Annotated in this window: 23 protein-coding genes; 5 read left to right on the top strand and 18 right to left on the bottom strand. The window is 63.4% G+C overall.

From position 1 onward, the window contains the following. The first annotated feature begins 55 nt into the window (after positions 1-55). A complete protein-coding gene (gene sugE / locus BM374_RS18195) occupies positions 56-370 on the top strand; it encodes a quaternary ammonium compound efflux SMR transporter SugE (RefSeq protein ID WP_092294497.1) in 315 nt (104 codons plus the stop codon). Here sugE and BM374_RS18190 read toward each other — a convergent pair. The 7 genes from BM374_RS18190 to BM374_RS18160 form a co-directional block, all read right to left on the bottom strand. Next, positions 363-1,370: an inorganic phosphate transporter gene (locus BM374_RS18190; protein WP_092294495.1), complete on the bottom strand. Its 1,008-nt coding sequence runs from the start codon at positions 1,368-1,370 to the stop codon at positions 363-365. The genes sugE and BM374_RS18190 overlap by 8 nt on opposite strands. A 71-nt stretch (positions 1,371-1,441) precedes the next feature. Then, on the bottom strand, positions 1,442-2,086 hold the full coding sequence (locus tag BM374_RS18185) for a DUF47 domain-containing protein (RefSeq protein WP_092294493.1): 645 nt from the start codon (positions 2,084-2,086) through the stop codon (positions 1,442-1,444). A 160-nt stretch (positions 2,087-2,246) separates the two neighbouring features. Beyond that, positions 2,247-3,215, bottom strand: a complete 969-nt coding sequence (locus BM374_RS18180; RefSeq protein WP_092294491.1) for a branched-chain amino acid ABC transporter permease — start codon at positions 3,213-3,215, stop codon at positions 2,247-2,249. A 1-nt stretch (position 3,216) separates the two neighbouring features. Then, the gene (locus tag BM374_RS18175) at positions 3,217-4,080 is read right to left on the bottom strand and encodes a branched-chain amino acid ABC transporter permease (protein ID WP_092294489.1); all 864 of its coding nucleotides are present in this window, start codon (positions 4,078-4,080) and stop codon (positions 3,217-3,219) included. 171 nt (positions 4,081-4,251) lie between these two features. After that, positions 4,252-5,475, bottom strand: coding sequence for an ABC transporter substrate-binding protein (locus tag BM374_RS18170; protein WP_092294487.1), 1,224 nt, complete (start codon positions 5,473-5,475; stop codon positions 4,252-4,254). 36 nt (positions 5,476-5,511) lie between these two features. Continuing rightward, on the bottom strand, positions 5,512-6,258 hold the full coding sequence (locus tag BM374_RS18165) for an ABC transporter ATP-binding protein (protein ID WP_092294485.1): 747 nt from the start codon (positions 6,256-6,258) through the stop codon (positions 5,512-5,514). Beyond that, on the bottom strand, positions 6,251-7,006 hold the full coding sequence (locus tag BM374_RS18160) for an ABC transporter ATP-binding protein (RefSeq protein WP_092294483.1): 756 nt from the start codon (positions 7,004-7,006) through the stop codon (positions 6,251-6,253). The genes BM374_RS18165 and BM374_RS18160 overlap by 8 nt, the downstream gene beginning before the upstream one ends. Before the next feature lie 342 nt (positions 7,007-7,348). Between BM374_RS18160 and BM374_RS18155 the strand changes: the two genes are divergently transcribed. Further along, a complete protein-coding gene (locus tag BM374_RS18155) occupies positions 7,349-7,996 on the top strand; it encodes a PAS domain-containing protein (RefSeq protein WP_092294481.1) in 648 nt (215 codons plus the stop codon). Positions 7,997-8,062: 66 nt separating this feature from the next. Here the strand turns inward: BM374_RS18155 and BM374_RS18150 are convergent, their stop codons facing one another. Beyond that, entirely contained in the window at positions 8,063-8,428 is a 366-nt protein-coding gene (locus BM374_RS18150; RefSeq protein WP_092295009.1) for an ArsC family reductase, read from the bottom strand. Between the two features lie 108 nt (positions 8,429-8,536). On the opposite strand from BM374_RS18150, the gene BM374_RS18145 reads away from it, so the two are divergent. The 3 genes from BM374_RS18145 to BM374_RS18135 all read left to right on the top strand — a co-directional run bounded on the left by BM374_RS18145 (position 8,537) and on the right by BM374_RS18135 (position 10,516). Further along, positions 8,537-8,908 carry a tRNA-binding protein gene (locus tag BM374_RS18145; RefSeq protein ID WP_092294479.1) on the top strand — a complete coding sequence of 124 codons (372 nt, stop codon included), beginning with the start codon at positions 8,537-8,539 and terminating at the stop codon, positions 8,906-8,908. 192 nt (positions 8,909-9,100) lie between these two features. Beyond that, positions 9,101-9,733 (top strand): TetR/AcrR family transcriptional regulator, encoded by a 633-nt coding sequence (locus tag BM374_RS18140; RefSeq protein WP_092294477.1) that lies wholly within the window; start codon positions 9,101-9,103, stop codon positions 9,731-9,733. Positions 9,734-9,736: 3 nt separating this feature from the next. Beyond that, positions 9,737-10,516, top strand: a complete 780-nt coding sequence (locus BM374_RS18135; RefSeq protein WP_092294474.1) for a sulfite exporter TauE/SafE family protein — start codon at positions 9,737-9,739, stop codon at positions 10,514-10,516. A 1-nt stretch (position 10,517) separates the two neighbouring features. On the opposite strand, the gene BM374_RS18130 is transcribed toward BM374_RS18135, so the two are convergent. From BM374_RS18130 to BM374_RS18090, 10 genes are all read right to left on the bottom strand, one after another. Further along, positions 10,518-11,222, bottom strand: a complete 705-nt coding sequence (locus BM374_RS18130; RefSeq protein ID WP_092294472.1) for a glutathione S-transferase family protein — start codon at positions 11,220-11,222, stop codon at positions 10,518-10,520. A gap of 102 nt (positions 11,223-11,324) precedes the next feature. Continuing rightward, complete coding sequence (locus BM374_RS38635) at positions 11,325-11,501, bottom strand: hypothetical protein (protein ID WP_177248330.1); 177 nt, start codon at positions 11,499-11,501, stop codon at positions 11,325-11,327. A gap of 83 nt (positions 11,502-11,584) precedes the next feature. Next, positions 11,585-12,250 (bottom strand): DUF429 domain-containing protein, encoded by a 666-nt coding sequence (locus BM374_RS18125; RefSeq protein ID WP_092295007.1) that lies wholly within the window; start codon positions 12,248-12,250, stop codon positions 11,585-11,587. Between the two features lie 135 nt (positions 12,251-12,385). Next, on the bottom strand, positions 12,386-13,570 hold the full coding sequence (locus BM374_RS18120; protein ID WP_092294470.1) for a serine hydrolase domain-containing protein: 1,185 nt from the start codon (positions 13,568-13,570) through the stop codon (positions 12,386-12,388). Positions 13,571-13,645: 75 nt separating this feature from the next. Then, positions 13,646-14,338 (bottom strand): GNAT family N-acetyltransferase, encoded by a 693-nt coding sequence (locus tag BM374_RS18115; RefSeq protein ID WP_092294468.1) that lies wholly within the window; start codon positions 14,336-14,338, stop codon positions 13,646-13,648. A 4-nt stretch (positions 14,339-14,342) separates the two neighbouring features. Further along, positions 14,343-14,690, bottom strand: coding sequence for a Lin0512 family protein (locus BM374_RS18110; protein ID WP_092295005.1), 348 nt, complete (start codon positions 14,688-14,690; stop codon positions 14,343-14,345). Between the two features lie 24 nt (positions 14,691-14,714). Next, positions 14,715-16,541 (bottom strand): chloride channel protein, encoded by a 1,827-nt coding sequence (locus BM374_RS18105; RefSeq protein WP_092294466.1) that lies wholly within the window; start codon positions 16,539-16,541, stop codon positions 14,715-14,717. Positions 16,542-16,647: 106 nt separating this feature from the next. Then, positions 16,648-18,303: an acetolactate synthase large subunit gene (locus BM374_RS18100; RefSeq protein ID WP_092295003.1), complete on the bottom strand. Its 1,656-nt coding sequence runs from the start codon at positions 18,301-18,303 to the stop codon at positions 16,648-16,650. A gap of 392 nt (positions 18,304-18,695) precedes the next feature. Next, complete coding sequence (gene tolA / locus BM374_RS18095; protein ID WP_092294464.1) at positions 18,696-19,586, bottom strand: cell envelope integrity protein TolA; 891 nt, start codon at positions 19,584-19,586, stop codon at positions 18,696-18,698. A gap of 49 nt (positions 19,587-19,635) precedes the next feature. After that, positions 19,636-20,454 carry an aldo/keto reductase gene (locus BM374_RS18090; protein WP_092294462.1) on the bottom strand — a complete coding sequence of 273 codons (819 nt, stop codon included), beginning with the start codon at positions 20,452-20,454 and terminating at the stop codon, positions 19,636-19,638. Positions 20,455-20,487 lie beyond the last annotated feature (33 nt).

Below are 20,487 nucleotides of genomic sequence, written 5' to 3'. Positions count from 1 at the left end.
TGCTCATCAGCCTGTCAGCCCGCGGGGACGACCCTGCCGTGAATGGAGGGTCGTCATGGCCTGGAGCGTCCTGTTCGTCGCCGGTCTTCTCGAGATCACCTGGGCGATCGGCCTGAAATATACCGAGGGCTTTAGCAGACTTGTTCCCTCCGTGATCACGCTCGCGGCCATGGCCGGCAGTGTCATCCTGCTCGGACTCGCGCTCAAGTCCCTGCCCGTCGGAACCGCCTATGCGGTCTGGACCGGCATCGGCGCGGTCGGCACGGCGACACTGGGCATCTTCCTGTTCGGCGAGCCCGCCACGGCGCTTCGCCTTGCCAGCATCGGGCTGATCGTGGCCGGCATCGTCGGGCTGAAGCTCGTTACTTGACGAAGATCTGGACCGCCCACCAGCTCAGTGCTGCAACGATGGCCGAGGCCGGGATCGTGATCACCCAGGCATAGACGATTGAGCTCGCCACGTTCCAGCGCACCGCCGAAACGCGACGGGCCGCGCCGACGCCGACGATGGCGCCGGTGATGGTGTGGGTGGTCGAGACGGGAACGCCGAGGAAGGTCGCCATGAACAGGGTCGCCGCACCGCCGGTCTCGGCGCAGAACCCCTGCATCGGGGTCAGCTTGGTGATGCGCAAGCCCATGGTGCGGACGATGCGCCAGCCGCCCATCAGCGTGCCCAGCGCCATCGCGGCCTGACAGGACAGCACCACCCAGAACGGCACCGAGAACTCGTTGCCGAGATGGCCCTGCGAATAGAGCAGCACAGCGATGATGCCCATGGTCTTCTGGGCGTCATTGCCGCCATGGCCGAGCGAGTAGAGCGAGGCCGAGGCGAATTGCAGGATGCGAAAGGCGCGGTCGACCGCGAACGGCGTCGAACGCACCGAGAGCCACGACACGATCGCGACCAGCATCATCGCGAGCAGGAAGCCGACCAGCGGCGACAGCACGATCGCCAGCACCGCCTTGGACAGTCCGCTCCAGACCGCCGCCGATATTCCGGCCTTGGCCACGCCGCCACCGACGAGCCCACCGATCAGCGCGTGCGAGGACGAGGACGGAATGCCCAGCGCCCAGGTCACGAGATTCCAGACGATGGCGCCGACGAGCGCTGCGAAGATCACCTGCGCATCGACGATCGCGGGATCGATGATGCCGGTGCCGATGGTCTGGGCGACGTGCAGCCCGAACACCATGAAGGCGACGAAATTGAAGAACGCGGCCCAGATCACCGCGAATTGCGGCCGCAACACCCGGGTCGAGACGATGGTCGCGATCGAATTGGCGGCGTCGTGCAGGCCGTTCAGGAAGTCGAACAGCAGCGCGACAGCGATCAGTCCGACCAGGACGGGAACACCCAACGCAGCATCCACGGCGCGGCCCTCCGCTAAAATCCACGCATGATCTGGGCGGAAAACCGCTGCACACTTTTCCGGATCATGCGCTAAACTTGCTCGATGACGATGCTGTTGATCTCGTTCGCGACGTCGTCGAAGCGATCGGCGACCTTTTCGAGATGGTCGTAGATCTCGACGCCGACGATGAAATCCATCGCGTTGCCGTTGCGGTGCTTGAGGAACAGCTCCTTCAAGCCGATGTCGTGGAGATCGTCGACGCGCCCCTCGAGCTTGGTCAGTTCCTCCGTGATTGCTGTCAGCATCGCGACGTTCTTGCCGATCTGCTGCATCAGGGGCAGTGCGCGCCCGACCAGGTTAGCGCATTCGATCAGGAGCGCGCCGATCTCGCGCATCGGCGGCTCGAAACTGCGGACCTCGAACAGCATCACCGCCTTGGCCGTCTGTTGCATCTGGTCGATCGCATCGTCCAGCGAGGTAATGAGGTTCTTGATGTCGCCGCGATCGAACGGCGTGATGAAGGTGCGCCGCACCGCCGTCAGCACCTCGCGGGTAATGTTGTCGGCGTCGTTCTCGAACTGGCTGACGCGCTGGCAGTAGACCGGCGTCTCCTCGCCGCCGTTCAGTACGCCCTGGAGCGCGATCGCGCCCTGGATCACCGTCTGGGCATGGCGATCGAACAGATCGAAGAACCGTTCTTCCTTGGGCAGGAAAGCGCGAAACCAACGCATCATGGGAATAGTCTACCGGTTGGACATGGCCTGGCCCCCGTCAGGGGGCCGTCACGAAACCGTCATAGACCATTTTCGCGCCGCGCGCGTGTCATCTCGGGCCTGCGGAGCCGGATCATCCACCGGATTCGCCCGTCAGTTGAATGCCTGATATATCAATGGCTTACATGGATCGTCGGAAGTAATGTGCGATTTCGCCGATGACGCCGCGACGGAAGGTGAGCACGCAGATCACGAAGATCGAGCCCTGAATCACCGTCACCCACTGGCCGAAACCGGCCAGATATTGCTGCATGGCGATGATCACGAAGGCGCCGACCACGGGACCGAAGATGGTGCCGAGACCGCCGACCAGCGTCATCAGCACGACTTCGCCCGACATCGACCAATGCACGTCGGTGAGCGAGGCGTTCTGCGCAACGAACACTTTCAGCGCCCCGGCAAAGCCCGCCAGCGTGCCCGACAGTACGAATGCCAGGAATTTGTACTGGTCGGTCCGGTAGCCCAGCGAGATGGCACGCGGCTCGTTCTCGCGGATCGACTTCAGGACTTCGCCAAACGGCGAGTTGATGATCCGGTAGATCAGCAGGAAACCGGCGAGGAAGCCGACCAGCACGACGTAGTAGAGCACCGTCGGCTTGGACAGATCGAACACGCCGAACAAGTGCCCCTGCGGAATGCCCTGGATGCCGTCCTCACCATGGGTGAAGGGCGCCTGGAGGTAGATGAAGTACAGCAGCTGCGACAGCGCCAGCGTGATCATCGAGAAATAGATGCCCTGGCGGCGGATCGAGATGTAGCCGGTGATGAGCGACAGCCCAAACGCCGCAGCAACGCCGACGAGGATGCCGAGTTCGGGCGGAAGTCCCCACACCTTGAGCGCATGCCCGCTGCAATAGCCGGCGGTACCCATGAACATCGCGTGGCCGAACGACAACAGGCCGCCATAGCCGATCAGGAGGTTGAAGGCACAGGCGAGCAGAGCAAAGCACAGCGCCTGCATCACGAAGAACGGATAAACTCCCGTAAAGGGCACTGACGCCAGCAGCAGTGCCATCACCGCGAAGAGGATCATCTCGTCGCGCATGGCGCGCGGGGTCACCGGCAGCGTGTCGTCCGTCAAGGCCGTCATATCAGGCTGCCCTTCCCGTCAATCCCGTTGGCTTCACCAAGAGCACCAGCACCATCAGCACGAACACGACGGTGTTGGAGGCTTCGGGGTAGAAATATTTGGTCAGGCCCTCGATCACACCGAGAGCGAAGCCGGTGATGATGGAGCCCATGATCGACCCCATGCCGCCGATCACCACCACCGCGAACACCACGATGATGAGGTCGGCGCCCATCAGCGGCCGGACCTGGTTGATCGGCGCCGAGAGCACACCGGCAAGCGCGGCAAGGCCGACGCCAAGCCCATAGGTGAGCGTGATCATGCGCGGCACGTTGATACCGAAGGCGCGCACCAGGGTCGGATTTTCAGTGGCGGCGCGCAAATAGGCGCCGAGCCGGGTCTTCTCGATCAGGAACCAGGTCGCCAGACACACCACCAGCGAGAACACGACGACCCAGCCGCGGTAGACCGGCAGGAACATGAAGCCGAGATTCATGCCGCCCCTGAGCTGGTCAGGAATGGCATAAGGCAGTCCCGATGAGCCGAAATAGTTCTGGAACACGCCCTGCACGATCAACGCGATGCCGAAGGTCAGCAGCAGACCGTAGAGATGGTCGAGCCCGGCCAGCCATTGCAGCATGGTTCGTTCCAGGATCATGCCGAAGATGCCGACGATGATGGGCGCCAGCACCAGCGCCCACCAGTAATTGATGCCGCCGAGATTCAGCAGGAAATAGGCGCAGAACGCGCCCATCATGTAGAGCGCGCCGTGGGCGAAATTGATGATGTTGAGCATGCCGAAGATCACGGCGAGCCCGAGACTGAGCAGCGCGTAGAACGAGCCGTTGATCAGTCCCACCAATAGCTGTGCGTAGAGAGCCTGCATCGATCCAGCACCCAGTCCCTTTGGCGTTCCCTGGAGATTCGGTTCTGATTGAATCAGAACCGAATCTCTAGATTCTTGTTTTGACGCGTTTTCTTCACGCGAACCGGCATCCACTTCGCTCGAAAACGCTCTCGAATTGCCCGCCGGCCGGCAGCCGGCGGGCAGTTGGTCTTATTTCTTGAGCAGCGCGCACTTGCTCTCGGACAGCGGCGTGAAGGCCTGGTCGCCCGGCACCGTGCCGACCAGCCTGTAGAAGTCCCATGGCCCCTTGGACTCCGAGGGCTTCTTCACCTCGAACAGATAGGCGTTGTGGATGGTGCGGCCGTTGGGCTGGATCAGGCCCTTGCCGAACAGATCGTCTTCCGTCGGCATCGACTTCATCTTCTCGACGACCTTGACACCGTCATGCGGATTGCCGCCGAGCGCTTCCAGCGCCTTGAGATAATGGCGCACGCCCGCATAGACGCCCGCCTGCACCATGGTCGGCGGTGCATTGTTCTTCATCTTCTCGGCGAAGCGCTTGGAGAACGCCCGGGTCTGGTCGTTCATGTCCCAGTAGAACGTCTCGGTGAAGTTGAGGCCCTGCGCCGTCTCCAGGCCGATCGCCTTGATGTCGGTGAGGAACAGCAGCAACGCCGCGAGCTTCTGGCCGCCCTTGCCGATGCCGAACTCGGCCGCCTGCTTGATCGTGTTGGTGGTGTCGCCACCGGCATTGGCGAGGCCGATGATCTTGGCCTTGGAGGCCTGGGCCTGGAGCAGGAAGGACGAGAAGTCCGGCGTGTTGAGCGGATGCTTGACGCCGCCGACGACCTTGCCGCCGTTGGCGGTGACGACGGCAGTGGTATCACGCTCGAGCGCCGCGCCGAAGGCGTAGTCGGCGGTCAGGAAGAACCAGGTGTCGCCACCGGCCTTCACCAGCGCCTGGCCCGTGGTGTGCGCCAGCATGTAGGTGTCGTAGGTCCAGTGCACGGTGTTGGGCGAGCACTGCGCATTGGTGAGGTCGGAGGTCGCCGCACCGGAATTGATGTAGACGCCGTTCTTTTCCTTGACGACGTTGTTGACCGCAAGCGCCACGCCGGAATTCGGCACGTCGACGATGATATCGACCTTGTCGACGTCGAACCATTGCCGCGCGATGGCGGTTCCGATGTCGGGCTTGTTCTGGTGGTCGCCGGAAATAATGTCGATCTTCCAGCCCTTGCCGGAAAGGCCGGAATCTTCAACTGCCATTTGGGCCGCCAGCGTCGAACCGGGGCCGCCGAGATCTGCATAGAGACCGGACTGATCGGACAGCGCACCGATCTTGACGGTCTTGTCCTGCGCAAACGCGACCCCTGTCACGGCGAAGCTGAGCGCGGTGGTCAGCAGCAATGACGCAATCGACCTGGTCTTCATGCAATATTCCTTTTTGAAGTCTTCTCTTTGGCCGTTCTAGACACCGAGATAGGTGTGGAGCTTGTCCATGTTGGCGGCAAGCTCCGCATTGGAAAATCCGTCAATGATCTTGCCGTGCTCGACCACGTAATAGCGGTCGGCAACGGTGGAGGCGAAGCGGAAATTCTGCTCGACGAGGAGGATCGTGAACCCCTCCTTCTTGAGCCGCGCTATGGTGTGACCGATCTGCTGAATGATGACAGGCGCAAGACCTTCGGTCGGCTCGTCCAGCATCAGGAAGCTCGCGCCCGTCCGCAGGATGCGCGCGATCGCGAGCATCTGCTGCTCGCCGCCGGACAGCTTCGTGCCCTGGCTGCCCAGCCGCTCCTTCAGGTTCGGGAACAGGTCGAAGATCTGCTCGAGCGGCAATCCGCCTGCCCGCACCACGGGCGGCAGCAACAGGTTCTCGCGCACGTCGAGGCTGGAGAAAATTCCGCGTTCCTCGGGACAGAACGCGATGCCCATGCGCGCGATCTTGTCGGAGGTCGCGCGGATGATCTCCTGGTTGTTGAACTTGATCGAGCCGGCGCGCTTGCCGATGATGCCCATGATCGACTTCAGCGTGGTGGTCTTGCCGGCACCGTTGCGCCCGAGCAGCGTGACGACCTCGCCCGCATTCACGTCGAAATTGATCCCGTGCAGGATGTGAGATTCGCCGTACCAGGCCTCCAGGTTGCGGACCTGGAGGATGTTGCCGCCGGTTGCAGCCTTCGCGGGAGCCTCGGCCATTGCAGTCTCAGGCATGACCGGCTCCCAGATAGGCTTCCTTGACGCGCTCGTCCTTCGTGAGCTCGGAATAATGGCCCTGCGCGAGCACCTGCCCGCGCGTCAACACCGTGATGATGTCGGACAGATTTGCGACGACGCTCAAATTATGCTCGACCATCAGGATGGTATATTTCGCGGAGATGCGCTTGATCAACGCCGCGATCTTGTCGATGTCCTCGTGCCCCATGCCGGCCATCGGCTCGTCCAGCAGCATCATCTCCGGATCGAGCGCGAGCGTGGTTGCGATCTCGAGCGCGCGCTTGCGTCCATAGGCCATCTCGATCGCCGGCGTATTGGCAAACTCGCTGAGGCCGACATCGTTCAACAGCTCGCGCGCACGGTCGTTGAAGCGGTTGAGCACAGACTTGGAGCGCCAGAAATCGAAGGAGCTGCCGTGCTGGCGCTGGAGCGCGACACGGACGTTTTCCAGCGCGGTGAGATGCGGAAATACTGCCGAGATCTGGAACGAACGCACCAGTCCCAATCGCGCCACGTCGGCTGGCGCCATCGCCGTGATGTCCTGTCCCTTGTACAGGATTTTTCCGGCAGACGGTTTGAGGAACTTGGTCAGAAGATTGAAGCACGTCGTCTTGCCGGCACCGTTGGGGCCGATCAACGCGTGGATGCTCCCGCGGCGAACCTTGAGCGCAACGTCGCGGACGGCGAAGAAGCCCGCGAACTCCTTGGTCAAGCCTTCCGTTTCGAGAATGAACTCATCGGCCAAACAGATTTCCCCCTGCCCGCGCGAACCGCGCGTGGCTCTCCTTGTTTACTTTGGCTTTCCGGAGGCCTTGGAGCCGTCCCGGAACGCCGCCTCCGGGCGCGGAATATGCCGGAGGTGACGGGGGTTAGGCAAGGCGGAAAGCTGAGCAGGTCAGGCCTTTGGCCGGGAGTCTTATGCTCCCTTAGTTGGAGGCTTCACGATGTCGCCTGCCGGCCTCCCGGTTCGCAAAGACACCGGTCATCAAGTCGTCGTTAACGGTCTTTGGTCTCCCGCGCCAGCCTTCATCAAAAATTTTCCAGCAGGCGAGATGATGCGCGCGTTTCATTCGCCGGGAATATTGTCTTGGATTTCGCCAGCTCAGCTCCCTCCGTCGTCAAGTCGATCAGGCAGCGCGACCTGCTCAACACGTGGCTGCGCCTTTATGCGCGCCAGCAGATTGCGCCGGCGATCTGGGAATACCAGCCCGCGCGGCTCGAGGAAGAGCTGTCCGATCTCGTCTACTATACGGTGGACAAATCGACGCCGCCGCGCCTGACCATTCAAAGCGAGGGCACGCGAATCTCGCGTGCCTATGGCCAAACCGGCAAAGGAATCCTGCTGCACGACTATGTCGGACCACGGCTCGCGCCCTTCGTGATGCCGATCTACTATGAATGCGTGGCGCGCGGGCTCCCGATCTACAGCGTTGCCGATGTCGACGACACTTGCGGCCGCGTCGTCGCCTATGAACGGCTGCTGCTGCCTTTCCTCACCGACTACAAGGTCAGCCACATCATCGCGTCGGTGAAGACCTTTTGCGAGGACGGCGGCTTCGAGATCAAGGATCTGCTGCGCGGAATTGACGCGCCGCCTCGGCCGAAACTGCGCACGGTGATCGACCGCGACCTGTTTCACCGCGCGCCAGGTCGCGTCGCGGCCGCCGACATCGTCGAACTCGCCGATCAGAGCGGCGGTCCAAGCGTTACCGCCGAGATCATCGAGCTGAACTAGCGCTCCGTTCCCATGGAACGGGCGTTTTCTTTACGCGAGCCGGAATCCACTTCGCTTGAGAACGCTTTAGCGCTTGCGCGAGACGGCGCCGATTTCCTTGTCGTAGATGTCAGGCTTGAAGCCGACCAGGAGCTTGCCGCCGACTTCCAGCACCGGCCGCTTGATCATGGATGGTTGCGCTAGCATCAGTGCCAGCGCCTCCTTTTCCGTCAGGCCTTCCTTGTCGGCCTCGGGCAGTTTCTTGAAGGTGGTGCCAGCGCGATTGAGCAGCGTCTCCCAGCCAAGCTTGTCGCTCCATTGCTTCAGCTTGTCCTTGTCCACACCGGCGGCCTTGTAATCGTGGAACTCGTAAGCCACGCCGTGGGTGTCGAGCCAGGTGCGCGCCTTCTTCATGGTGTCGCAGTTCTTGATGCCGTAGATGATGTTGGGCAAGACGGTCCTCGCGCGTGCGTGATGCTTGGGCTGCGGCGTTGTACGAAACTCCCGATCGCGCGACAATATTGCGGAGGATGTTTCGGCCTCTTCTGAACGGACACACTCATGCACGTCACCCACGATCCCGCCGCAGCCGCCTCGCCGACCATCGACTTCAAGACGTTCCTCGCGGTCGATATCCGGGTCGGCACCATCGTCGATGCCAAGCCGTTTCCGGAGGCCCGCAAGCCGGCCTGGCGGCTGTGGATCGATTTCGGCCCCGTCATCGGCGTGCGCAAGAGTTCGGCGCAGATCACCGAGAACCATCCGCTCGAGACGCTGGTGGGACAGCAGGTCGCGGCCGTCGTCAATTTTCCGCCGCGTCAGATCGGACCTGTTGTCTCCGAGGTCCTTACGCTCGGCTTTCCCGATGCCAACGGCAAGGTCGTGCTGATGCAGCCAAGCAAGCCGGTGCCGAACGGCGGACGGCTGTTCTAGCGCTCTCACAAGCCAATCTCCCGCCGCCTGATCCCTGTTTGCTTCGCGCCAGCGTGTTCGGACTTGACCAGAATCTCATTTGATTATAAAAACGACTGACTGATCGTTTTTTATATAGGGATCGTCGTGTCGCAGCCGGCCTCTGCAAACCATTAAAATGATCGATCTGTCAGTTATTTGCGGACGGGATGGATGCCCAAGATCAGCGACAAGAAGCGTGAAGACAGGCGCCAGCAGATTCTCGACGCGGCGCTGGCCTGCTTCTCCGAAGACGGGTTTCACCAGACCGGCATGGCGGACATCGTGAGGCGGTCGGGCCTCAGCCATGGCGCGGTCTATCTCTATTTCGAAAGCAAGGACGAACTGATCGAAGCGCTCGCCGACGACCGGCATCGCCGCGAGGCCGTGCTCAACTCGGTTGCGCATGGCTCCGCTCATTCTATCGAGGGCCTGCACGCCCTGGTCCGCGTCTACGCGCAATGGCTGACCGATCCTGCGGGCGAGGCGCGGCGCCGCGTCGGCATCCATGGCTGGGCCGAGGCGCTGCGCAATCGCCGTGTCCGTGCCAGCGTCGTCGAAGGCATCGACACGCCGCGTGCGCTGATCGTGGCGCTGGTCGAGCGCGGCCAGCACGACGGCCTGATCAGGCGCGACATCGGCGCCGATGCGATCGCGCGCGTGCTGATCGCGATCTTCCAGGGCTTCGTGCTGCAAAAATGCTGGGGCGAGGATCTTGATATCGCGGCCTGCATGGCGACCGTCACCACTGTGATCGACGGCTTTCGCACGACCAAGCCCGACATCAAGCGACGGGCCAGGACGTAAATCATGCTCTGGATTCACGAGATCCTTGCCGGCACCGGCGTCGGTCTCGTCAGCGGACTGACGTCGGGCTTCATGGGAACGAGCCCGGGCGGCGGGCTCGTCGTCTTCAGCGTGCTGCTGCTCGGCGCGGAGCAACACATCGCCCAGGGCACTTCGCTGATCACGCAGGTCCCGCCGACCGGCCTTGCCGGTGTGCGCCGCTACTGGGCGAGCGGCAACCGCGGCGCGCTGCCATGGATCGCCTGGATCGGCATCGGATTTCTCGTGGGCGGCGCAGGTGGCGGCTACGCCGCGGCGGCCGTGTCCGACGCGGTTCTGCAATGGACTTACGTCGCCTATCTCGTCGCGCTGATCGCTCTGCTGATCCTGCGTCGCGACCGCAAGGACAGCGGCGGCGCCGATAAGCGCGACCAACTGCCCTGGCTGCCCCTGCTCCTCATCGGCATGCTCGCGGGCTTTTCCTCCGGCTTCATGGGCATCGGCGGAGGGCTTGCGATCACGGTCGGCCTCGCCGCCGGCTTGCGGGTGCCGCAGCATCAGGCGCAACTCGTAAGCCTGATCTTCTCGGTCATACCGGCCAACATTCCGGCGGCCTGGATCTACTGGAGCAAGGGTCTGATGGTGGGCTGGCCGGCCATCCTCGGCATCCTTGCCGGTCTCTGGATCGGCACCGATCTCGGCGCCCGCGCGGCCAACCGCGTCAGCAAAGCTGTGCTGCGCCGAAGCATGATCGGCCTCATCGCCCTGATGGCGCTCTATATGAGCTATAAAGCGCTGAGCTAGTTCACGGACGCTTGGGGATGTTGAGCCCGCGTTCCACGGCCGGACGCGCCAGTCCGCGTTCGAGCCAAGCAGCGACCGACTTGAACTGGCCGAACGCGACGAGATCGCCTGCGCCGTAGAAGCCGATGAGATTACGAACCCAGCCGAGCATGGAGATGTCGGCGATGGTGTAGTCGTCATCCATGAACCATTGCCGGCCGGACAGATGCGCGTCCATGACGCCAAGCAGCCGTCTGGACTCGCCGACGTAACGCTCCAGCGGGCGCTTGTCCTCGAAATCCTTGCCGGCAAATTTGTGGAAGAAGCCGACCTGACCGAACATGGGCCCGACGCCGCCCATCTGAAAGTGCACCCATTGGATGGTCCGGTAGCGCCGCGCTGAATCCTGCGGCAGCAACTTGCCGGTCTTCTCCGCGAGATATTGCAAGATCGCGCCGGACTCGAACAGCGGCAACGGCTTGCCGCCGGGACCGTTGGGATCGAGGATCGCCGGAATCTTGCCGTTCGGATTGAGCGAGAGGAATTCCGGCGTCTTCTGGTCGTCCTTGCCGAAATCGACGAGATGGACTTCGTAAGGCAGTCCGATCTCCTCCAGCATGATGGAGACCTTCACGCCGTTCGGCGTCGGCAGCGAATAGAGCTGAAGCAGTTCGGGACGCTTGGCAGGCCAGCGCTTGGTGATCGGAAAGGCGGACAGATCAGACATGGGACCCCGGCTGCTTGCGTGAGATTCCGTCTAATCTAGGCGAGCCGGGACATGGCGCAAGGCCGGGACGTCGTCACACCAACGTCGCGCCGCGAATTCCGATCACAAGGGCCGCAGCAAATGGTTGGTGGCGTAGACCACATCGTGCTGGGCGCGCTGCTCGATGAAGAGCTGCCCGGTGACGAGCAGCGCTCCGGCAAAAACGAGCGCGAGCATCGCTGTCGCTAACTGACTGGCATCATGCATCGTAGTACGAGCTTCTTCCAATTCGGTCCGCATGGGGAACGCGGACCGACTGCCGCCAGTTCCTGCAGGGTTCGAAAAATTTGCCTGTTTTTCCCGATCCTCGCCGCGCGACCGGCTCAGTAATTGATCTCCATCCGCAGACCGCGGGAATCGATCTCGTCCCCGCCGACACGCTGCGTGCTGTCGCGCGCTGCGACCGCACAGGCGCAGGCATCGATGAGATCGTCGCAGCCGATGCCGGTGCCTTGGCGCTGCGTCAGCCATCGCGGCAGGCGCGTGAAGCCGCGTTGCGCCAGCAGCGCAATGCGCTGCTCGCGACCTTCCGCCATGGTCTTCTTTGCAAGCCGGACTCGCCCTGCAAGATTCCAGAAGATCAATTCCGGATGCGCTTCGCCGGTTGTCGCCTGACGCTCCGGCGTCATGATTGCGTCGACGTCCCTGATCTTGTCTCGGATGTTCCAAAGCTGCGCCGAGACGCCCCTGCCCTTGCCTTCCTGCTCCCAGTAATACCCGTTGGCCGCCGCCATATCGGAAAATGTCCAGAGGTCGCGGCGGGCGCCGAGAAACACCGCAGGCCCCACCAATTCGCGCGCACGCAGGTCGCATGCGCGGTAGCCGCTGGGCTTCAAGCCGATCGGCATATCGATCATCGCGCGCGCGTGCGACATGGCGAGCAGGCGAGTCAAGCCCGGCGAATAGTCGAAGCCGTGATCGCCGCGTTCGTCGATCCATGCGGCAACCCAGCCGAAACGAAATCCATCGAGACCGAGATAGTTTGGCACGCGCATGGTCCCGTCTCTAATGCTCTCTCATCCCTCATCCTTATGGCGGTCAAACAGCCGCTGCGCCATCAATGCATTGCCGAGCGTGCCGCCAGCGCGCAACGGCTGCTGCAATCATGCAGCAATTTTTTTCGGTCAGCCCCCGACCGCCTGGTAGGCCAGGCGCTTGAACGCGAAGAAGAAGGGATTCCAGAAACCCAGATGCCGCTGGGCCATCAGAACACCTGATGTGTTGGCCTCTGGGCAGATCCACCAATGGGTGCCGGCCAGGCCGCCCCATTGGAATTCGCCCGTGGAATTTGGCGGATCGAACTGGGTCGGCGCGAAGGTGACGGCGCCGCCGAGGCCAAAGCCCTTGCCGGGCATCGCCCCGAGATTGGCGAAGCGGATGGTCTGGCCCTCCGGCAGTTGATTGGTCATCATCTGCCGCAGCGTGTCCGGCTTCAACAGCGCATCGGGACCGGGCAGCAGCGCCCGCACCAGAGCGAGCATGTCAGGCAGGGTCGAGACCAGACCGCCGCCCCCCGACAGCCGCGGGAACGGCCGTCGATAGGCCTGCGGATACGGCAGATTGTCGGCGCGCGTCAGGCCAGGCTTCATCGGATCGAGCACGTCGGCGCCGGTGTAGTGCGCAACGAGCCTGTTTTGCTGTGCTTCAGGCACAAAGAAGCCGGTATCGGTCATGCCGAGGGGATCGAAGATGCGCATCTTCAGGAAGACATCGAGCGGCTTGCCCGAGACCACTTCGACCACGCGGCCGAGCACGTCGGTCGCCACCGAATATTCCCAGGACGTCCCGGGATGATAGGACAGCGGCAGATCGGCGAGCTTGTCGATCATGTCGGTCAGCGGCGTCAGCGGATTAAGCACGCCCGCATCGTTGTAGCCTTTGAACAGCACCGTGCCGGGATCGAAGATGCCGTAGCTGAGCCCAGACGTATGGCTCAGCAAATGCCGGATCGTGATCGGGCTCCTCGCCGGCTCGACATCGGCGAGGCTCGAAGCACCCTGCTTCAGCACCTTGCGACGGCCGAGTTGCGGCAGGAATTTTTCGATGGGGTCATCGAGCCCGATGCGGCCCTCCTCCACCAGCAGCATGATCGCCGAGGTGACGAAGATCTTGGTGTTGGAGAACGCGCGGAAAATATGATCCGGTCGGAGTGCCGTCTTCGCCTCGCGATCGGCAAACCCGACGCATTGCTGGTCGACCACCTCGCGCCCGCGCAGCACCGCCCAGGACACGCCTGATATGATCTCCTCATCAACGTAGCGCTGCATCGCCGTCCGTGCAGCGGAAAAATCGGGCGTCCTGGCGTCCATGTGCTTCCCCCAACTATGGTGGGGAAGGATATAGCGTGCTTTCCCAGGAAATGAAGGGCCACACCCTGAGGGCGCCTACTCCTGCTTCATGAACGCCGTCACGTGCAGGCGCCGGCGGATGCGCATGCCCTGGCGCTGATAGAGGGCGATGGCGGAATTGTTGTTCGAAAAGACGTGCAGGAACGGAATTTCGCCGCGCGCCTCGATCTGGCGCGCGACGGCTGCGAGTAGAGCCTGCGCATAGCCGCGCCCGCGATAATCAGGATGGACGCACACCGCCGTCATCTCGGTGAATTTGCCCGGCTTCATGCGCTCCCCGGTCATCGCGACCAGCTCGCCGCCGGCGCGGATGCCGAGGAATGTGCCGAGCTCATGTGTCCGCGCGGCGAACGGCCCCGGCTTGGTGAGCGCCGTCAGCGCCATCATCGCGGGAACATCGGCCGCACCGAGCCTCACGATCTCGGCGTCGCGAAGCGGGCTGTCCGCGGGCGAGCCGATCATCTGCTCGCCGGTCTCCGATAGCACGACCTTGAAGCCCGAGGGGACGTCGACCGGCTCCGGCGTGAACAACGCCGCGACTTGCGAGGGCGGCAGGAGATCGCCGAGCGCCGCAAAGCTCGCCGCAGACATGTCGGTCATGTCGGCGAACGGCGTCATGTCCACGGGATAGCGCCGCGCGCGTGGGCCTCCCTCGGCCAAATGCTTCTGGCTCGTCGTCAGCGCGCTCCAGATCGGACGATCCAGCAGAGCCTCATCTTTATCCGACACCGATCTAGTCCTTCTCGAAGCTGACGATCACGGCTGCATTGGCGATGAGGATGGGATCGTTGGCCACTTCCGTGGCCGAGGGGATCTCCAACCCGCCTTTGACCGCGGTGACGGTCACCGTGCCATACGGAAGCTCTTTGGCAACCGCCTCCTTATCGACGGCCTCGGGGTTGGGCACGCCGATGGTGACATCGACGAACATGTCGTTCGCGGTCTTGCCGATCATCCGGAAGAAACCAAGGCTCGAATGCCTGATGGCATCCGACACCGCGCGCTTCGCCGCCTTGGTGGCGTCCCTGCCGTGGACGTCGACGCCCATGCCCATCTCGGTAACGCAGCGAACACGTGTCATGCCCATTCCTGTCAGTGCTGGAGTTCAGAGCGGCTGACCTTCCGCGATCCGCGCCTCCTGCACAAGCGCCTTTTCGCGCAGGAAATATGCATTGCGGTCCTCCTCCTGCGCGTTCACGACTGCGCGAATTCGCAGCAAATCCTTGCGAGCGACGAGGCCGACCACGCGATGGCTGGTACGATCGACCACCGGCAGCCGGCCGAGATCGGAGGCGACCATGAGATCGGCGACCCGCCCCAGCACGTCATCGGGATGCGCCACCACGCTGGAGGTGTCCGACAGGACGTCATCGAGCGTCGCGGCCTGATGATCGCCCTCGGTACGCCAGCGCAGCACGTCGGCGCGGGTCACCATGCCGGTCAGCCGCCCATCGGCGGCGATCACGGGATAGGATTTGTGACGGCGCTGATCCGACGTGAAGAACGCGACCGCAGCGTCCACGGACATGTCGACCGGCAACGTGTCGACATCAGTCACCATCACATCGGCCGCGCGCATCAGCTCGAACGGATCGATCGCGTATTCGCGGGTGATGTGCTGGCCGCGGCGCGCGATCTTCTCTGTCAGGATCGAGCGCTTGAGCAGCAGCACGGTGACGGCATGCGCAGCACCGGTAGCCGCCAAGAGCGGCAGCAGCATGTCGATGTTGCCGGTCAACTCGATCGCGAACATCACGCCGGTCAGCGGCGAGCGCATCGTGCCGCCCATCATCGCGGCCATACCGATCAGCGCCCAGAATGATGTGCCGCCAGGCAAGATCAGTCCCTCCATCCAACCGGCCGTGCCGCCGAGAATCAGCAATGGCGCCAGCACGCCGCCCGACGTGCCCGAGCTCAGCGCGACCAACCAGACCACAGACTTCACCAGCAGCATCCGGATCGCCTCGTCACGCGCCATGTGGCCGGACAACAGATCCGCAATGACGTCGTAGCCGACGCCGAGCGCGCGCGGATCAATCAGCCCGCCGAGACCGACAACGAGGCCGCCGAGCATCGGCCACCACATCCAGTGCACCGGCAGATGGTCGAACAGGTCTTCGATCGCATAGAGCAGCCGCGTCATCAGCCCGGATTGCAGGCCGGCGACGATGCCGACGCCGACCGCAGCCGCAAGGCCCCACCAGGGCAGGTCCGGCCGTTGCGTGAACGGAAACAACGGCCCCGTCCCGAACAGCAGCGGGCGCCAGGCCGCGGCGATCACCGCTCCCGTCACCACGGGCAGGAAGCTGCGCGGCTTCCATTCGAACAGCAGCAGCTCGACCGCGAGCAGCACCGCCGCGATCGGCGTGCCGAAGATCGCCGTCATGCCGGCAGCCGCGCCCGCCACCAGCAGCGTCTTGCGCTCGGCCGCGGTGAGATGGAAGCACTGCGCGAAGATCGACCCAATCGCGCCGCCCGTCATGATGATCGGTCCCTCCGCGCCGAACGGGCCGCCGCTTCCGATCGACACCGCCGAGGACAGCGGCTTCAGGATCGCGACCTTCGGCTGCATCCGGCTGCCGCCGATCAGGATCGCCTCGATCGCTTCGGGGATGCCGTGGCCCCGGATCTTCTCCGATCCGAACCGCGCCATCAGCCCGATCACGAGACCGCCAAGCGCCGGCGCCAGCACCATCCAGATTCCGGGCTGGGCATTCGCCAGCGAGACGTTCTCGGTGCTGACATGGCCGAACCAGACCAGATTGGTCGCCAGCGCGATCAGCTTCAGCAGCACCCAGGCGGCCCCGGTGCCCAGGCTGCCGACCAGCAGCGCCATCCCGATCAGAATCAACACGCGCCGATCGGCGGTAAAATCTCCCGGCCTGCCGCGAGGACGCGGGAGGCCGCCGGTGATGTCGGGGGTCTGGCGCATGGATATCTCTTGTCGGGAGGATTCTTCGCGCCTGCATTATATCGCAATACGATATATATCAAGGAATGGCAGGTATGATCGTCCCGGCAGAATTGTAAACCGGACCCTACTTCCCGCGCGCCCGCAGCTCGTCCACGAGCACCCGCACGTTTTCCGAATAGTCGATCGGAATCGAGACCAGATGCACGCCGCCCTCTCCAAAGGCCGCCTCGAGCGTCGGACCGAAACTGTCGATGCTTTCGATGCGGTGGCCCTTGGCGCCATAGGCTTTTGCATAGAGCGCAAAGTCGGGATTGCCGAAGGTCATGCCGTAATCGGCAAAATGATCGACGGCCTGCTTCCAGCGGATCATGCCGTAGGCATTGTCCTCCAGCACCAGCACGACGAGATTGAGCTTGAGGCGGACCGCGGTCTCCATCTCCTGGCTGTTCATCATGAAGCCACCATCGCCAGCGACCGCGAGCACGCGGCGATCAGGGTAGAGCATCGCGGCCATCATCGCCGATGGCAGGCCGGCGCCCATCGTTGCCAGCGCATTGTCAAGCAGCAGCGTGTTGGCGACGCGCGTGCGGTAATTGCGCGCGAACCAGATCTTGTACATGCCGTTGTCGAGCGCGACGATGCCGTTCTCCGGGATGACCTGGCGGATGTCGTGCACGATGCGCTGCGGCGTCGGCGGCCAGCGCGTCTCGGTCGCGCGGTCGGCGATGTGGCTGAGGATGTCTTCGCGCAAGGGCAGCAACGCGGCCGCCTGCGGCAGCTTGCCTTCGAGCCGGTCCGCCAAAAGCTCGAGGCTCGGGCCGACGTCCCCGACGACCTCGGCATCTGGGAAATAAACCAGCTCGACGCTGGCAGAAGTGTAGCTGACATGAATGACCTTTGGCCCCGATGGCCCCATGATGAAGGGCGGCTTCTCGATCGGGTCATGGCCGATCGCCACGATCAGGTCGGCGGCGTCGATGGCATCATGGACATAGTCGCGCTCGGACAGCGCCGCGGTGCCCATATAGAGATTTGTGCCGCCGGGCACGGTGCCCTTGCCCATCTGCGTCGTGAAGAACGGAATGCCGGTGCGCCGCACGAAGCTCGCGATGCTGTGGGTCGAGCGCGGCCGGCTGGTCGCGGCACCCATCATCACCAGCGGACGCTTCGCGGCGAGGATCATCTCGGCGGCACGGTCGAGCGCGGCGCGATGCGCGACGGGGATTTCGATCGGGTGGATCGGGATTGCGGGAACGGCCTCGACTTCGTCGCCGGCGATGTCCTCGGGCAATTCGAGGTGCACCGGTCCCGGCCGCTCCTCCATCGCCACGCGGAAGGCATCGCGCACCACGGTCGGAATCGAGGAGGCGCTGACGATCTGCCGCGACAATTTCGTCAGCGGCTTCATGGTGGCGACCACGTCCACGATTTGGAAGCGCGCCTGCCGGCTGCTCATGATCGGCTTCTGGCCAGTGATCAGTATCATCGGCATCGCGCCGAGATGGGCATAGGCGGCGCCGGTGGAGAGATTAAGCGCACCAGGGCCAAGGGTCGACAGGCAGACGCCGGGCTTGCCGGTCAGCCGGCCGTGGGTCGCCGCCATGAAAGCTGCGGCCTGCTCGTGCCGGGTCAGCACCAGCTCGATTTTCGACATGCGGAGCGATTCGACGAGGTCGAGATTTTCCTCGCCGGGGACACCAAAGATGCGATCGACGCCTTCGTTCTCCAGCGCCGCAACGAACAGGTCCGATCCCTTCAATTTGCGTTCCTGCCCACTCATGTCGCCTCCGCTTGCTGCTGGCTCCGTGATCAGGGAGCGCGTGCGCATGGTAGCCAACTGCGGCTCCAGTACAACTCACAATGCGGCGCGACCTAAACATGAATTCCGTTCCGTCATCCCCGCGCAATGGCGAAGCCATTGTCGCTGGAGGTGCGAGTGGCGCGATGCATCGCATCGCGCCGGGAGCCTCGAAGGATGAACGGCCGATCCGATGCAGCCGGGGCGTCGCCTTCGAGGCTTGCTCAACGACGCTAACGCGCCGCTGAGCGCGCGCCTCAAGGTGACGGGCACAGATTTGAGCCTGCCTCATCGCTTTTCCGATTCTCGAACAGCAGACACGCTTTCGCGCTACAGCCCCGTAGGTGTTTTGCCCGTCGGGCATTTCGCGCCGACTACGACCCGAAATCCAGCGGCGTGAACGAGAGGTCCATCACCTTCCATTCCTCGTATTTGTCGACAGGCAGCATCTTGTAGGGTTGGCAGGCCTGCATCGCGTTCATCGCGGATTTCACGATGGCCACGCCCTTCGCGGACGGAGGGGCCTCGATCAGGATCGGCGGCCGCGCCAGCGTGCCGTCAGTGGCGAGCACGGCGCGCAACTTGATGCGCACGGCGTCGGTCGGCGCGACGCCCGCCGGCAGTTTCGAGCAGTTCCTCAGGTGACGGCGAAGCTCGGCAAGGACCTCAGGCGGCAGCTTGGCTGCGATCGAATCCTTGGCATCGCCGCCGTCATCCTTGGGTGCGTCTTTCGGCGCGGGCGGCAATTCGGGCGGCAGCCCCAGAATCACGCCGTATCTGACGGTGACGTCGGGCTCGGGCGCCTGATAGGCAGGAGGTGCGGCCTGTGGCTGGGGCATCGCCGGAGGTGGCTGTTGCGGCTGAGATTGCTGAGGTTGCGGCTGTGCGTTGGCCTCTTGCTGCTTTGCCGCTTGCTCCGTCTTCTGTTGCGGCTCATGCGAGGCCTGCTTCTGCTGCGGCGGCGCCTTCTCACCGGCCGGCGCAGGCTTCGGCGCGGCGTCCGGTTTGTCGGTGAAATCCAGCTTGGGCAGCTTCAGGTCGGGAAGCGGATCCGGCGGCTTCTCCGTCTCCTGCAGGGCTTTCTCTTCTGCTTTGGCCTCCTCCTGCTTCACCTGCTCCGGCGTGACGATATCGACCGCCACGGTCTCGGGCGGCAGGGAATGAAACGGATGGACTTCGCTGATCAGGATGATCAGCGCCACCAGCGTCAGATGTGCAATCGCTGACGCGGCAATGTCCGTCCGTATGATCTTCCGCAGTTCCATCGCCCGATCTTGGGTTGCCGGCCTGCTCCTAGCATACCGCAGGCTCCCCTCAATCCCATTTCGGCGCGAAGCCGAAATTGGTCAGGCGGCCCTTGGGGCTGGCCAGCGCGGAGATCGCCGTCATCTCGTCATCCGAGAGCTCGAAATCGAAGATCTCGATGTTTTCCGACAGGCGCTCGACGCGCGAGGTTCTGGGAATCGCCGACACATTCTGTTGCACCAGCCAGCGCAGGCAGATTTGCGCCGGCGTCTTCTGATGGGCGTGGCCGATTTCCAGCAGCGTCTGGTCGGACTTGATGCGGCCCTTGGCGATCGGGCTATAGGCAACCAGCGCCATCCCATGCTGGTCGCAGGCTGCCCTTACCTTCCCCTGATCCAGATAAGGATGATATTCGACCTGGTTGCAGACCAGCGGCTCGCTCGACAGGGAGGCGGCCTGCTCGATCAACGCCACCGTAAAATTGGAGACGCCGATATGCCGCGTCAGGCCCATGCGCTTGGCATGCGCCAGCGCACCCAGCGTCTCCTCCAGCGGCACGTGCGGATTGGGCCAGTGCAACAGCACGAGGTCGACGGCGGGAAGCCTCAAGCGCGCCAGACTTTCCTTGACCGACCGCTCCAGATCATGGGGCGCGAAATGGTTGGTCCAGACTTTCGTGGTGAGGAAGACATCATCGCGGCGGACGCCGGAGGCGCGCAGACCGTCGCCGACGTCGCGCTCATTGTCATAGACCTGGGCGGTATCGATGTGGCGATAGCCGAGCCGCAGCGCCTGCTCGACCACGCGCGCGCAGGTCCGGCCGCTCAGCTCCCAGGTCCCCAGCCCGATCGCGGGGATTTTTGCGCCATTGGCCTCGACGAACAACATGAGGAATCCTCTCTGTTGCGGCAGCCCCCAGAC

Origin of the sequence: Bradyrhizobium sp. Ghvi (genome assembly GCF_900115265.1) — a bacterium.
In the GTDB taxonomy this organism is placed as follows: Bacteria; Pseudomonadota; Alphaproteobacteria; order Rhizobiales; family Xanthobacteraceae; genus Bradyrhizobium.
This window is presented reverse-complemented; position numbering and strand designations above follow the sequence as displayed.